Source organism: Pseudomonas asiatica, assembly GCF_040214835.1.
In the GTDB taxonomy this organism is placed as follows: Bacteria; Pseudomonadota; Gammaproteobacteria; order Pseudomonadales; family Pseudomonadaceae; genus Aquipseudomonas; species Aquipseudomonas putida_Z.
In genome coordinates this window covers 3752188-3766266 of sequence record NZ_CP157874.1, presented here as the reverse complement: position 1 = coordinate 3766266, position 14079 = coordinate 3752188, and the positions used below count along the sequence as shown (strand labels likewise).

Sequence of the window (14079 nt, the reverse complement as noted above, 5' to 3'; positions counted from 1 at the left end):
TAGCGCCAGGCTTGAGTATGACGGTGTACCTGTGGGAGCGGGTTTACCCGCGAAGAGGCCGGTGCAGGCTCAACCGGCAGCCGGCTTTTTCACCGCCCGGGGTTTCTTCACAGCCACGGCCTTCTCAACCGGTTCAGCCGCTACCTTGGGCTTGGCCGGCGCCCGCTTGCGCGGCGCCGCCCTGGGTGCCAGCGCCTCGGCTTCGGCCAGCTTGCGCGCCATGTCCCAATGGCGCTCTTCCTGGCCGGCGGGCTTACCCTCAGATTCCCAGATCTGGTAGGCAAATTCGCGGATACGCTTTTCATCAACACTCATCATGACGCTCCTGATGCTCAAGATTGTTGTATCAGCAGGTTGACCGGAAACTCCGCCAGCACGGCGCTCAACATCAGCTCCTTGGAAGAGCTGACCGCAGCACTGGGGAAAAGTCCCGTCGAGTTGGCAGGCGACAAGGCAAACGGCAGGCTTACCCGGGTGTCGTCCCAGTTCTGTGCCGGGATCAGGGGTATCGGTGCACCTGCCAGCAGGGTACTGGCCAGGCGTGGCGCGATGATGACGGCCCGTTCGCCTTCGCCAAGGCGGGCGAACGCCACCACCTTGTCGGCATGCCGGCCATGCACGGTCAGCGGCAGGTAGGCGCCACGGCGGAACAGCTCGGCATGGGCCCGGCGGCAGTCCAGCACCCGGGCGATCAGCGCCTGCTTGAGGCGGCCGTCGCGCCAGTGTTCCAGCAGCTCGGCTACCGGCGTTGCATCGTCCAGGGTGCGACGCCGGCAAGCGTAGTCCACGGCGCGGCGGTTATCCGGGTCGACCAGGCTGAAATCCCAGTATTCGTTGCCCTGGTACAGGTCCGGCACGCCCGGCGTGGTCATGCGCAGCAGGGCCTGGACCAGGCCGTTGAGGGCACCGGGGCAGGCCAGCAGGTGGGCGGCATCGGCCAGCGATTTGCGCAGCTGCTGGTTCTCGCCGTCCAGCAGCAGGCCGTCGATGTAGCCGGCACAGGCGTTTTCATATGCTTCGTTCGGCGCGCTCCAGCTGCTGCGCAGCTTGGCCTCGCGCAGGGCCTTCTGCTGCCACTGGCGGATGCGTTCGGCGTACTGGAGCAGGGCGTTGTCATCGTGCAGGTCGAGGTCCAGCGGCCAACTGCCCAGCAAGGTCTGCAACAGCATCAGCTCGTCGCCGGGGCTGGGCGCCGGGCCGTCATCCAGTTGCGTGCGCAACGGCGTGGCCAGTTCGCGCCAGTGTTCCATGCGGCTGGCCAGCCACGGGCCGCGCTCGCTGAGCACGGCCAGGCGCGCACGGGTGTCTTCGCCGCGCTTGTGGTCATGGGTGGCGCTGGCCAGCAGGTTGTCGGGGAAATCGCGCAGGCGCCGCTGGGCCTCGTTGTGGAAGTGCTCGAGCGGGGCGCTGAAACGCTCGGCGTCGAAGCCCACATCGTTGCGCGACAGCAGCCGCGCGCTGCGGTAGAACGCGGTATCTTCCACGGCTTTGGCGGCACTGGGCGCGGTCAGTTGCTGGAAGCGCACGCAGGCGTGGCGCAGCTGCTTGCGCGCCCGGCCTGCTGGCAGGCGGCGCCAGGCTTGCCCGCCCAGCCATTGTTGCAGGTGCTCGAGCAGCGGCCAGTCTGCTTCGCCCAGGTCCTGCCGGGCATTGGCCAGGGCCTGCTGGAAAAACCCTTCGTCTTCTGCCGGGCGCCCGCAGGCATTGAAGTAGGTGCGGTACACCGGGTAATGCGCCACCAGCGCCTGCAAGGCGCGGCGGATCGCGCCAAGGGTCAGGTCGCGGGTCATCAGGTCGTTGCGCGCCACCTGCAACAGCGCCTGGGCCACCGACTCGCAGTCGCCGGCCAGGCTGGCATTGAGCACCAGGTGGCGGGCCTGACGCACTTCTTCGGGGAAGTCGGGGCGTTCGCTCACATTGGCCCACAGCTCGGTCAGCGCTGCTTCGCCCGCCGGGTCGTGCTGCAGCAGCGAAACCTGGTTCATGAATTCATAGCCGGTAGTGCCGTCGGTAAGCCAGTCGCGGTGCAGGTGCTCGTTGGCGCCGAGGATCTTCTCCACGTAGATCGGGAAATGCTCCAGGGCAGCGTTCAACGGCCGCCGTGCCAGCAGGCCATCGACCCGCCGGCGCAGCTTGCGGCAGTAGCCGCGCGGGTCTGCCAGGCCGTCGATATGGTCGATGCGCAGGCCGTCCACCAGGCCGCGCTCGATCAGTTCGAACAGCTTGGCGTGGGTGGCCTCGAACACCACCGCGCGTTCCACCCGCAGGCCGCCCAGCTCGTTGATGTCGAAGAAGCGCCGCCAGTTGATGTCGTCGGCGGCGGTACGCCAGCTGGCCAGACGGTAGGTCTGGCGCTCCAGTAGCAGGTGCAGGCGCTTGAAGCCATTCTCGCTACGGCTGTCGAACGCCACCAGGGCCGATTCGAGGTCGGCGCCTTCGCCTGCCAGGCGCGCCAGTTCGGCTTGCAGGGGCAGGGCGTCGGCCAGCGGCGTGGCCGATGCGTTCAACGCGGTGAAGCGTTCGGCCAGGGCCTTGAGCGCCGGCTCCGGGCTGAGGGCGAGAATCCAGCCATAGTCGACAGGGCAGATCGGGAAGCGGTGTTGGTAATGGGCGATTTGCAGCAGCCCATGGTGCTTGTCGAACTCAAGCGGTATCTCGCCATTCTTCAGTGCCACGCCATAGTCGCTGGCGAGGAACGGCAACAGCAACTGACCGGCCAGCAGCGGGTCGCTGGAGTGCCACTGGATGTCGAAGAATTCTGCATAGGGGCTGCGCCGGCCCCAGGCCAGCAGGCTCTGCCACCAGGGGTTGTCGGCACCGCCCACGGCCATGTGGTTGGACACCGTGTCGAGGATCAGCCCCATGCCGTGCTGGCGCAGGGCGGCAACCAGCCGTTGCAGCGCCGCTTCGCCGCCCAGCTCGGGGTTGACGCAGGTCGGGTCGACCACGTCGTAGCCGTGGCGCGAGCCGGCGCGGGCCCTGAGGATGGGCGAGGCATACAGGTGGCTGATACCCAACTGGGCGAAGTACGGCACCAGCGGCACGGCGTGATCGAGGGTGAAATCACTGTGAAACTGCAGGCGCAGGGTCGCGGTCAGCGCTTTCATCGGTCACGCTCCCAGGCTTGTTCGCGGGCCTGGGCCAGCAGTTCCAGGCGCCGTGCGGCGTCTTCGTCGTCGAGCAGTTCACGTACCGGCCGGGCGAAGCGTCGGCGCCAGTTGGGGTGGCCGGAGGTGGTGCCCGGCAGGTTGGGTTGCTCGTCGCAACCCAGCAGGTCTTCAAGCGGTACCAGCACCAGCGGTGCGCGGGTGTGGCCAACGTAGCGAATGGCGGCGTCGATCAGCGCATCGTTGTCCGGTAGCGTGCCGTAGTTGGCCTCCAGGGTGCGGCGCAGGCCGTCGTGCTCCTTTTGCCGCTCGTGGCGCCAGTGCAGTTCGGTGGCAGCATCGATCAGTTGCAGGCGGTGGCTCCAGTCGATGTCGCGGTTTTCCAGCCAGCCGGCCAGCGGCGCCAGGTCGTGGGTGCCGGTGGTGGCCAGGGCGTTGTCCGGCCAGTCGAGAATCGGCTTAAAATGGCCGGGCTGGGTCTGCTCGAAGGGCAGCACACGCATGCCCAGCACGGCCTTGGCCGCCAGTTGCTCGCGCAGGCCGTCCGGCACGGTGCCCAGGTCTTCGCCGAGGATGATTGCCTGGTGGCGCACCGACTCCAGCGCCAGCAGGCGCAGCAGGTCGTCCAGCGGGTAGTTGAGGTAGGCGCCTTCGCTGGGCTTGGCTCCCTGCGGGATCAGCCACAGCCGGCGCAGGCCCATGACATGGTCGATGCGCAGGCCGCCGGCGTGGGCGAGGTTGGCCCGCAGCATTTCGATGAAAGCGCGGTAGCCGTTGCGCTTGAGGCCTTCGGGCGAGAAGGCGCAGATGCCCCAGTCCTGGCCGGCACGGTTGAGGATGTCGGGCGGTGCGCCTACCTTCAGGCCTGCCAGCAGCTCGTCCTGGCGGCTCCAGGCCTGGCTGCCGGCACCGTCGGCGCCCACCGCCAGGTCAGCGATCAGGCCGACCGCCATGCCGTTGCCGCGCGCCGCTTCCTGGGCGCGTTGCAGGCCCCGTTCGGTCAGCCATTGGCAAAAGGCATGGAACTCGACCTTGGCCGGGTAGGCGTTGGCGAAGGCCTCCACTTCCGGGTGGTACGGGTCGTGCCAGGCCTTGGGCCAGTGGCGCCAATCGGCGCCCAGGCCATGCTCCACGGCCTGGGCCTGCAGCACCTCGAAGCGGCAATGGTGCTCCAGGGCCTGGCCACCGGCTTCGCGGAAGCTGTCGAAATCCTTGCGTAGCGGGTGGTCGCCCTGGCTGAAGCCCTGATACAGGGCTTCGAGCAGGCGCAGGCGGGCGCTGGCGGCACGCGGCCAGTCGACCAGCGGGCCTTGCTCCAGGTCTTCCAGCTGTTGCTCCAGGCCGCAGGCTTCGATGGCCACGCGCACCTCCCGCTCGCCCAGCAGCGCGGCAGGGCTGGCGTAAAGGGTGTTGAGCAACAGGCGGCTGGAGGGCGAGTAGGGGCTGTAGTGCGTCTGGTCGATGGCCGACAAGGCGTGGATCGGGCTGATGGCCAAGGCATCGGCACCGCGCTCGGCGGCCGCGCGGGCCAGTTGTTCCAGGGCCAGGCAGTCGCCGTAGCCGCCATCGCCGGGGCGGCGCAAGCTGTACAGCTGCACCGCCAGGCCCCAGCAGCGCGGTGGCGGCTGCTGCACGCGGTCTTCAAGGCTGTGGCAGCGTGGCGGGGCCACAGCCACGGTGAAGCGGCGGCTGTCGATTTCCACCTGGTGGTAGCCGATGGGCAGCGCTCCGGGCAGGCGGGCCTGGTCGTCAAGGCTGAGGGTGAGGGCGCTGTGGTCCTCCAAGGTGCAGTGCGCGACGCTGGCGGCGCTGAAGTAGCGCGCCAATGCCAGTGGCTGGCCGAGGTCGGCGGTCAGCAGCGGCGGCAGGTGCTCACTGTCTTCGGCAGCGTCCACGGCGCGCAGGCTGGCGGCAATGGCGGCGTCATCGCTGGCCGGGTGGCCAAGGCCTTCAAGGATGTTGCGCAGTACCTCGTCGCTGACACGCTGGGGCCGGGCATTGGCGTCGATCCAGTCGCGGCTCAGCCCGACGCGGGTCGCCAGGCGGTGCAGGGCGGTTTCGCTCATGGGCGCTCCAGTGCAGGGGGAAGCAGGCTGACCACGCAGCTGTAGGCGGCCAGGTGGGTATCGGGGTGCCGGGTGTCGCTGCTGTCGAACAGGCGGTTGGCCGGCGCGGGCAACTCGACCCCCTGTGGGGTGGAGGCCAGGTTCAGGTCGATGCGCAGGGTGGTGCCATTGCCCAGGCACCAGCGTGCGGTCAGGGCCTTGTCGCCGTGTACTTCGGCGCCCAGCGCGCGGCTGCCGGGCAGGTGCGGGATCACATGGCGGCGGCGCAGTTCGAGCAGGTGCTGGTACAGGCCGTGCCAGCCGGCGATTACTTCCTTGCCTTGCGGGCGGGAGGCCTCGAAGGTCTGTTCGGCGTTGGGGTCGGGGATGCGTTGGCGTTGCTCGGGGTCGGCGAAGGCGGCGAAATGGGCGAACTCGCCGCGCCGGCCTTCGCGCACGGCGTCGGCCAGCTGGTCATGGAAGTCGGTGAAGAACAGGAACGGCCGGCAGCTGCCATCGTCGTCGCCCATGAACAGCAGCGGGATCATCGGTGCCAGCAGCAACAGCCCGGTGGCCGCCCGCAGCGCCTGCGGTGGGCACAGGCGGGTCAGGCGCTCGCCCAGGGCACGGTTGCCGACCTGGTCATGGTTCTGCAGAAACAGCACGAAGGCGCTGGGTGGCAAGTGCGCGCTGGGCTCGCCGCGGGGCGTGCCATGGCGGTTGGCCTGGCCCTGGAACACGAAACCTTCGGCAAGGCAGCGGGCCAGCTGGTCGATGGGGCGCTGCTGGTAGTCGGCGTAGTAGCCTTCGGTTTCGCCGGTGAGCAGCACATGCAGGGCATTGTGGCCGTCGTCGTTCCACTGGGCGTCGAAGCCTTGCTCCAGCAGGAAGGCCTGGTTGTGCTCGTTCTCCAGTACCAGCCATACGTGGCGGCCGGGTTCCACCGCAGCACGTACCCTTTGCGCCAGCTCGACCAGGAAGTCGGGCTGGTCGATGGCGTGCACGGCATCCAGGCGCAGGCCATCAAAGCGGTAGTCGCACAACCACATCAGGGCGTTCTGGATGAAGTACTCGCGCACCTGCGGGCGACGGAAGTCGATGGCTGCGCCCCAGGGGGTCTGCCGGTCTTCGCGGAAGAACGGGCTGGCGTACTGGTGCAGGTAATTGCCGTCGGGGCCGAAATGGTTGTACACCACATCGACCAGCACCATCAGCCCGTGGCCATGTGCCTGGTCGACCAGCGCACACAGCTGCTCGGGGCTGCCATAGGTGTTTTGCGGCGCATAGGGCAGCACGCCGTCGTAACCCCAGTTGCGCTCGCCAGGGAACTGCCCCAGCGGCATCAGCTCGACGGCGCTGATGCCCAGTTCGGCCAGGCGCGGCAGTTGCCGGGCGACCCCGGCGTAGCCGTCGAGCAGGCCGACATGCAGCTCCTGGATGACCGCTTCGTGCCAGGGCCGGCCTTGCCAGGGGTGTTGCCAGGCATAGCTGGCCACATCCACCACCTGGCTCGGCCCCTGCACGCCATCGGGCTGGTAGCGCGAGGCCGGGTCGGCCACCTGCAGTGCACCATCGATACGGTAGTGGTAACGGTCACCGGCCTGGCACGGGGCCACGCCGGTGAACCAGCCATCATCGTCGGGCAACAGCTCGATGGCCGGCTGCTGCTCCAGTTCCACGCTCACGCTGCGCGCATCCGGGGCCCAGAGGGCGAAGCGCGCCGACGTGGCGTCCAGCAGGTGTGCGCCATGTCTGTGCATCTTCGATTCCCCGTTCAGTAGTGGCTGTGCTGTGCCTGCTTGACCAAGTCTTCGTACAGGCGTGCGTAGGGTTCCACGGCCTGGCACCAGTTGAACGGTTGGGTCATCGACAGGCAGCGCATGGCGTTCAGCAGGTCCTTCTTGCCATATACATAGAAGGCGCGGCTGAGTGCCTGGCGATAGCTCTCGACGGTGGACTCGTTGAACAGGAAACCGGTGACGCCGCACTCGATGGTGTCGGCCAGGCCGCCGGTGTTGCGCGCCACCGGCAGCGAGCCGAAACGCTGCGCGTACATCTGGCTGAGGCCGCATGGCTCGTAGCGTGACGGCATCAGCAGGAAGTCGCTGCCGGCGAACATGCGCCGGGCATCGGTCTCGTTGAAGCCGATGCGTACGCCGATACGGCCCGGGTGGCGTAGCGCCAGTTCGCGCATGGCCTGCTCTTCTTCCGGCTCGCCACGGCCGATGATCGCGATCTGCCCGCCTTGCTCGACGATGTAGTCGGCCACACCCAGGGTCAGGTCCAGGCCTTTCTGGTAGACCAGGCGCGAAACCACGGCGAACAGCGGGCCTTCGGAGGGTTGCAGTTTGAACAGCTCGCGCACTTCCTGGGCATTGCGCGCCTTGCCTTCCCAGTCGTTGATGCTGAAGTTGTGCTGCAGGTGCTTGTCGGTGGCCGAGTCCCAGCTTTCGTCAATGCCATTGGGAATGCCGCCGAGCAGGCCTTGCTGGGCCTTGCTGGCGAGGAAGCCGTCCAGGCCGCAGCCGAATTCCGGGGTGGTGATTTCCCGGGCATAGGTGGCGCTGACCGTGGTGATGTGGCTGGCGTAGGCCAGGCCGGCCTTGAGGAACGAAAGCTTGCCGTAGAACTCCATGCCTTCCTGTTGCATGGCGTGCTCGGGGATCGCCAGTTCCGGGCTGCAACCGCGGCTGTACACGCCCTGGTAGGCCAGGTTGTGGATGGTGAACAGGGTTGGCGTACTCAGCCCGCGCCAGTGCATGTAGGCCGGAGCCAGGCCGGCGGGCCAGTCGTGGGCGTGCACCACTTCGGGCTTCCAGTGGATCCTGCCTTCGCCGGCGGCGATTTCGGCGGCGGCCAGGCCCAGGCGGGCGAAGCGGATGTGGTTGTCGGGCCAGTCGCGGCCGTTGTTGGCGCCATAGGGGGTGCCGTCGCGCTGGTACAGTTCGGGGCAGATCAGCACATAGATGACCAGGCCGTCGGCCATGTCCATGCGCCCGATCTTGCACGGCGGCAGGGCGGCGTGGCCACCCAGTTCACCGACGATGTGGATGGGGTTGTCGCTTTCCATCACCTGGCGGTAGCCGGGGATCAGTACCCGTACATCATGCAGGTGCGCCAGGGCACGGGGCAGGGCTGCAGACACGTCACCCAGGCCACCGGTTTTCACCAGGTCGGCGATTTCCGAGGTCACGAACAAAATCTTGCGCTTGTTGCGGTTGTGCTGGCGCTGGGCGCCGGGTGCCTTGCCTGTCGTGGCGAAGTCCGGGGTGAGCGGTTCGCGGTTGTCCGGGTTGAATGAATCTACGTGAGGCTCGACAGCGGCACTGATCATACTTCTCTCCGTCCCTATGCTTGGCCGGGTGCTGGCACCCGTGGCGATGTTTCGTGTTGGTTCTCTCTGATTCTGGATTCTGCGTAGTGCGTTCCATGCCCCAGGGTCGTGCGCGCAGGCACGGCGCGATCGGCATTCCGGCCGAAGGCGATTGCGCTGGTTGGGGTGTGTGGGCCGATGCTGGGAAGTCCCTTTGCGTTTGGCCTACTTAGTTCCTGACCTGCCCGCGTTCCGGAAAGTTCGACTTTTTTTCGTCACTCTTCCGTTGAGCAAATGGCGGGCCGAAACCCGAGTGTAGGAGAGAAAGAGATAAAAAGGTGACCCGCTGGTCACCATTGTCGTGCCGCGGAATAGACGCAAACGTTGGCGTTTGTGACCGGATGTGAATGCAGGGGCTGGAGCGGTGGATGGGGGGCAGACGGCATGCCCCAATTTCTGCCAGTCATGCACCTTTTTGGTGCGCTTGAGGGGTGCCAAGGTCATCGCCCTCCAACAGAATGGTGCATTTCGGATTCCAAGTGATTTCAGGATGAATGAAAGGGGCTGTTTCGCGAACTTTTCAGTAACTGTATTTATTATTTTCCTGGCTTGAATTTCTGCTGTTTCAGTGATCGGACTCGCGCGGGCAAAATTTTGTAAGTTGATGCTTTAAGAAATTTCCTACGAAATCGTCAATGCATGAAACCCATCGTTCCTGTCATGCCGGGGCGGTACGGTTTAAGTTGCTCTTCAGTCACTGCCTCATCCTCACTGTCGTCATCGGTCAAGTCCGCAAATGCCACGGATCTAGCCGGCTTGAACGTTGGCGACGGGCAACTTTCATTCGACGTACTCATCTTGAAGAAAGCCAGGATGTGGTTGTTTTTTCGCCGGTAAACATGATGGCGGGTAGAGCAACTCATGAAACAGTCGGACTTTCGTTTCGGATTTCAGGCGCTTGCCGGGCGCACGGAGTTCGAAGTGGTTTCATTCAAGCTGGAAGAAGCTATCAGCCAGCCATTTGTGCTGAACCTTGAACTTGTCAGCTACGACAGTGATGTCGACTTCGGCCAGGTGCTCGACAAGCCTGCGCTATTCACCCTTTATTGCGCAGACCGGCCACTGCGTCATGTGCATGGCTTGGTCAGTGCCTTCAGCCAAGGTGAAACCGGCTTCTGTCGCACGCGCTACCACGCTGTGGTCGAGCCGCAACTGGCCCGTGCCCGCTTGCGTTCGAACTGGCGCATCTTCCAGCAGAAAACCGTGCCGCAGATTCTTGAACTGATGTTCAAGCGTCAGGGCATTGCCCGGTTTGAGCTCAATAGCAGCGCCGAACACCAGGTGCGTGAGTTCTGTGTCCAGGCAGGGGAAACCGACCTCGACTTCATCCATCGCCTTGCCGCTGAAGAGGGCTTCGTCTACCGCTTTGTGCACTGCGCCAGGCACCACACGCTGATCGTTACCGATCGCCTGCTATCGCTTGGGTTGCTCAGCCGGGGCACGCTAAAGACCGTAGATGAGGAGGCGCTTTGGCTGGATGAAGATGATCTCGGCCCCGACAAGGTGCTGTACCACGCCAGTAGCGGTGGCGACCAAGCCCGTGCCTGCCTGCGGCGTTTGCGCTACTGCGAGCAGGTGCGTACCGCGCAGCAGGTGCAGCGCGACTACACCTTCACCAACCCGGCCTATCGCCAGGAGCACAAGGCTCAGGCCAGCGGAATCACGCACCAGTCGCTGGACTACGAGTTTTTTGATTACCCGGGCCGCTACAAGCGCGATGCGGTCGGCAAGCCCTTCACTGAAACGCGGCTGACGGCCCTGCGCCATGACGCCCGCCTGGCCGAAGTACAGGGCGATGACGTGCGCCTGCAGCCAGGCCTGAGCTTCACCCTCGTCGGCCACCCGCGTGAAGACCTCAATGTGCACTGGCGCGTGATCAGCCTGTGCCACGAAGGTACGCAGTTCACCAGCCTGCAGGAAGAAGCCGCCGGCGCCGAACAAGGTACCTGCTATGTGAACGATGCGCTGCTGGTGCAAGGCATGGCCGAATGGCGCCCGGCACCCTTGGCCAAGCCGCGCATCGATGGCCCGCACATGGCCACCGTAGTCGGCCCGCCGGGCGAAGAGATTTTTTGCGACCAGTGGGGGCGGGTCAAGGTCAGCTTCCCCTGGGACCGTGAAAGCAGCAACAACGAATTCAGTTCCTGCTGGGTGCGGGTGTCGCAAGGCTGGGCCGGTGGCAGTTGGGGTTCGATGGCCATTCCACGTATTGGCCAGGATGTGATTGTCCAGTACGTCAATGGCGACCCTGACCAGCCGATGATCACCGGGCGCACCTACTGCGGTGACCAGCTGCCGCCTTACGACCTGCCCGAACACAAGACCCGCATGACCATCAAGAGCCAGACCCATAAAGGCGATGGCTTCAACGAGTTGCGCTTCGAGGACGAACTGGGGCGCCAGGAAGTATTCATTCATGCCGAGCGCGACCAGAACAACGTCGTGAAACACAACGAAACCACGCTCATCGGCAATGACCGTAGCGAGCGCGTCGAGCATGACGAAGTGGTGCACATAGGTGGCAACCGCAGTGTCAAGGTCGGCGCCAGCAAGAGCGAAACGGTCGCCCTTGGCAAAGTCGAAAGCATAGGCCTGGGCAAGTCGTTGGCCGTTGGCGGGGCGTTGAGCGTGATGGTTGGCCTCGAGGCCAGCGAGCAGGTCGCGCAGGACAAGCGTGTGCAGGTCGGCGGGCAACTGCGGGTCGATGCCAATGACGATGTGTCGATCACCAGCCATCACGGCCATGTGCACATCGATAGCCGAACGTCGCTGACCCTGAGTTGCGGCGGGGCGTTCATCAAGCTGGGTGATGGCCGCATCGAAATCGGTTGCCCCGAGCCACTGCTGTTGCATGCCATCGCCCAGGTAAAGGCGCCTGCACGTTACGGTGAGCCGCCTGCACCGTCGCAGGAGGAAATCGAGTTTCGCCTGGTGCATGCCGACGGTACGCCAATTGCGGGCACGGCCTACGTGGCGACGTTGTCCGATGGCACCCAGCGCCAGGGTATGGTCGACCAGAACGGCTATGCCCGCCTGGCTGGCGTTACCCCCGGTTGCAGCGCCCAGGTGCGCTACGAGGTTGGCCAAGGCTCGCTGCAGCTGACGACCGCAACCGAGCCGGATGCTGCCTTGCAGGCGTTGCTTGCCGGCTGCACCTCGGCAGGTGGCCAGTCATGAACTCCGCCGCTGACTGGCTGGATGAAGCGGTAGAAAGGGTGGCAGGCGGCTTTGGCTGGCTGCGTGACCTGGTGCTGGGCGAGTTTGCCGAGGAACGGCCACTGAGCGTGGTCATTGCCGACATGCTGCTGTCGTTGGTGCCTAGGGTGGTGATCGTGCTCAGCGCCCGTGACCTGGCCGCAGTGTGCCTGCGCTTGGGCAAGCGCTACACGGCGGATGACAGCCAGGCAACGGCGCAGCCGCCACAGTGGCAGGAGTGGGTGCTGCTGGTTGCCTGCCTGCTTACCTTGATCGCGCCGATCATCGGTGCCGTGGTGGGGGCGGTGGGCACCCCCGTGGGCTCGGTGGCAGGTGCATTGGTCGGCCAGGAAGCGGCAGCGTTTCTGCGAGGTTTGTGCCTGCTGCTTATCCGTGAAAGCCAGATCATCTTGCGGACCGTGGTTGCGTTTCTTGGCAAGTTCACCCGCGGCAGCGTGGAGTTCTGGCTGCGCCAGGTCAGGTTCACGAGCTATGAAAAGGATTTGCTGGCCTATCTGAACCAGTTCTTGACCAAGGTCATCGCGGCAACGGCAAAGCTTCGCAGCTACCTGGGCAACTGGCCCTTCAACCAGGCGGCCGCGCACCTGTTGGTGCGGCTGCAGGCCATGGAAGCCCAGTTCTACGCGGTGCAGGTGCATGCAGTGCGGGAAATCCCACGGGCGTTGATGCACCTCGACGCCAGGCTGGCCAAGGTGCTGGAACAGGCCAGCGATCTGCCCGCGCAGGTTGCGCAGGCCGGGGTGCATGCGCCTAAGCCGGTGCCCATGGCGATGAGTGGTGGGCGGGTGACTTCTGGCATTGGCATGCGTCCGCGTTACCTCGAGCGCCCCGAAGGTGCGCTCGGCCCGCCAGTGCCCACCTCTGCGGCAGCTGCCACGCATGGCGCCAATGTGCACGTGTTCGATCATTCCACGGCGACCCGGACGCAGAAGGGCATTTATGGGGAGGTGGTCAGTGATCAGTACATGCTCGGCAAAGGCCATGAGAACCTGCTGTCGGCCGCTCGTGGGCCTCGCAGCCTGCAAATGAAACCTACCGGGCGCGGGCTGGATGGCGTCTATCGTAATGCCCATCCACCGCCGCCGTTCATCATTACCGAGACCAAGTATCGAACGGGGGGCGCGTTTTCGCCGGGTAGTTTGCCGGTTACAAAGGGGAGTAAGGGGTTTCCGAGTGCCAGGCAGATGAGTGATGCGTGGATTCGTCCAAGGCTTTCCGAAAGTTTGGGGAAAGAACAGGCAATGAATATTCGCTCGGCTGGATATGAGCGTTGGTTGATAACCGTAGATGAGAGGGGTGCTGTAAGCCAGATAGTCAAGCTTGATGGGCATGCGAGATCTATAGGTGATGTAATTCAGTAGGGTCTGAAAATGAAGAAATTTGATGAGATCAAACGTGAGCCTTTGCTGCAAGAGGCAGCCTATCTAAACTCTGTTGATTTTTGGAAAAAATACTATGTGGAGCTAAAGGCTGAAGAGTTTCTAGCGTTGGAACGCCCAGATTTCGTAAGTGTTGAAGGGTTGAGTTGGGATTGGTGCTTTGAATCTCTGGAGTTACTAGTAGCACTTTATTCGGGGGGAGAGCCCATTGAGGCGCTTGAGTTTTATGTGGATCACATGTTTTCCCAGTTTCAACGTCACAAGCAAGCTTATCCGGCTTTCAGCTTGAAACTGTGGGAGCCGGATGCCTATCAGTACACACTCTGGCTTCTATCGTTTGCAGTGCTGTTCAACAAGCCCGGGCGCATCAGGCAAATCGCAGGTTTTTTGAGTCAAGACCCAGATGACGGTGAGGACATCCTGTTGCGGCAACTGTTTTCCCGTGTGGGGGTGACGATCCCCGGGAGTACGTTGATTCATGAGCGCCCCTACCATGAATTGCTCAATGCCGTAACTACCGAGAAGGATGAGCAGCAACAGGCAGTGCGTAGTTACCTGAAGCAGTGGTATCGCGGCATGCGCAACTGTTATTGGCATGACCGGCACAAGGCACGAAGCGATGCGGGTTTCTTTGGCTATTGGGCCTTTGAGGCAGGATTGGTCACTGTGTTGTGGGGCGTCGACGATACGCCCTATAGAGATCTTCCTTTCTACCCGAAGGATTTGGTAGACGATGCTCGCAAGCGTCAAGTTATCAAAAGCTTCCCTGAACAACTGCAAAGCGCGCCGTATTCGGATGCGCTTGCCAGGTCGGGCGAAATTTGCCCGCGCACGGGGGTGTGGGTATGCGATGAATGGGCGGTGGGGCCCCAGACATTCATGCAAGGCGTAGAGATGCCGAGCGAAAATGGGCGCTCTCTGGTTTGGCGCTTGGTGAAAGGCTTATAGCGTGCGGGAGG

8 protein-coding genes are annotated in these 14079 nt (G+C 64.1%); 3 read left to right on the top strand and 5 right to left on the bottom strand.

The window, feature by feature from the left end; translation table 11 throughout:
- Positions 1-69: 69 nt before the first annotated feature.
- Genes ABNP31_RS16920 through glgA form a run of 5 tightly spaced genes read right to left on the bottom strand, consistent with a single transcriptional unit; the run spans position 70 to position 8486 of the window.
- Positions 70-318: a DUF2934 domain-containing protein gene (locus tag ABNP31_RS16920; RefSeq protein WP_085664652.1), complete on the bottom strand. Its 249-nt coding sequence runs from the start codon at positions 316-318 to the stop codon at positions 70-72.
- Positions 319-332: 14 nt separating this feature from the next.
- Positions 333-3107, bottom strand: coding sequence for a malto-oligosyltrehalose synthase (locus tag ABNP31_RS16915; RefSeq protein ID WP_350012564.1), 2775 nt, complete (start codon positions 3105-3107; stop codon positions 333-335).
- On the bottom strand, positions 3104-5173 hold the full coding sequence (gene malQ / locus ABNP31_RS16910) for a 4-alpha-glucanotransferase (protein ID WP_350012563.1): 2070 nt from the start codon (positions 5171-5173) through the stop codon (positions 3104-3106). The genes ABNP31_RS16915 and malQ overlap by 4 nt, the downstream gene beginning before the upstream one ends.
- Complete coding sequence (treZ, locus tag ABNP31_RS16905; RefSeq protein ID WP_085664655.1) at positions 5170-6912, bottom strand: malto-oligosyltrehalose trehalohydrolase; 1743 nt, start codon at positions 6910-6912, stop codon at positions 5170-5172. Before treZ ends, malQ begins: the two co-directional genes overlap by 4 nt.
- A gap of 14 nt (positions 6913-6926) precedes the next feature.
- Positions 6927-8486: a glycogen synthase GlgA gene (gene glgA / locus ABNP31_RS16900; protein ID WP_075045668.1), complete on the bottom strand. Its 1560-nt coding sequence runs from the start codon at positions 8484-8486 to the stop codon at positions 6927-6929.
- A gap of 900 nt (positions 8487-9386) precedes the next feature.
- On the opposite strand from glgA, the gene ABNP31_RS16895 reads away from it, so the two are divergent.
- From ABNP31_RS16895 to ABNP31_RS16885, 3 genes are read left to right on the top strand one after another with little or no spacing between them, the layout of a single operon-like run.
- A complete protein-coding gene (locus ABNP31_RS16895) occupies positions 9387-11702 on the top strand; it encodes a type VI secretion system Vgr family protein (RefSeq protein WP_350012562.1) in 2316 nt (771 codons plus the stop codon).
- Entirely contained in the window at positions 11699-13102 is a 1404-nt protein-coding gene (locus tag ABNP31_RS16890; protein WP_350012561.1) for a hypothetical protein, read from the top strand. The genes ABNP31_RS16895 and ABNP31_RS16890 overlap by 4 nt, the downstream gene beginning before the upstream one ends.
- 9 nt (positions 13103-13111) lie before the next feature.
- Positions 13112-14068 (top strand): PoNi-like cognate immunity protein, encoded by a 957-nt coding sequence (locus ABNP31_RS16885; protein WP_238066600.1) that lies wholly within the window; start codon positions 13112-13114, stop codon positions 14066-14068.
- Positions 14069-14079: the final 11 nt, after the last annotated feature.

Excerpts from the sequence above, each read along its gene's own strand:
- ABNP31_RS16920 (WP_085664652.1), bottom strand. The coding sequence starts at position 318 with ATGATGAGTGTTGATGAAAAGCGTATCCGCGAATTTGCCTACCAGATC.
- ABNP31_RS16915 (WP_350012564.1), bottom strand. The coding sequence starts at position 3,107 with ATGAAAGCGCTGACCGCGACCCTGCGCCTGCAGTTTCACAGTGATTTC.
- malQ (WP_350012563.1), bottom strand. The coding sequence starts at position 5,173 with ATGAGCGAAACCGCCCTGCACCGCCTGGCGACCCGCGTCGGGCTGAGC.
- treZ (WP_085664655.1), bottom strand. The coding sequence starts at position 6,912 with ATGCACAGACATGGCGCACACCTGCTGGACGCCACGTCGGCGCGCTTC.
- glgA (WP_075045668.1), bottom strand. The coding sequence starts at position 8,486 with ATGATCAGTGCCGCTGTCGAGCCTCACGTAGATTCATTCAACCCGGAC.
- ABNP31_RS16895 (WP_350012562.1), top strand. The coding sequence starts at position 9,387 with ATGAAACAGTCGGACTTTCGTTTCGGATTTCAGGCGCTTGCCGGGCGC.
- ABNP31_RS16890 (WP_350012561.1), top strand. The coding sequence starts at position 11,699 with ATGAACTCCGCCGCTGACTGGCTGGATGAAGCGGTAGAAAGGGTGGCA.
- ABNP31_RS16885 (WP_238066600.1), top strand. The coding sequence starts at position 13,112 with ATGAAGAAATTTGATGAGATCAAACGTGAGCCTTTGCTGCAAGAGGCA.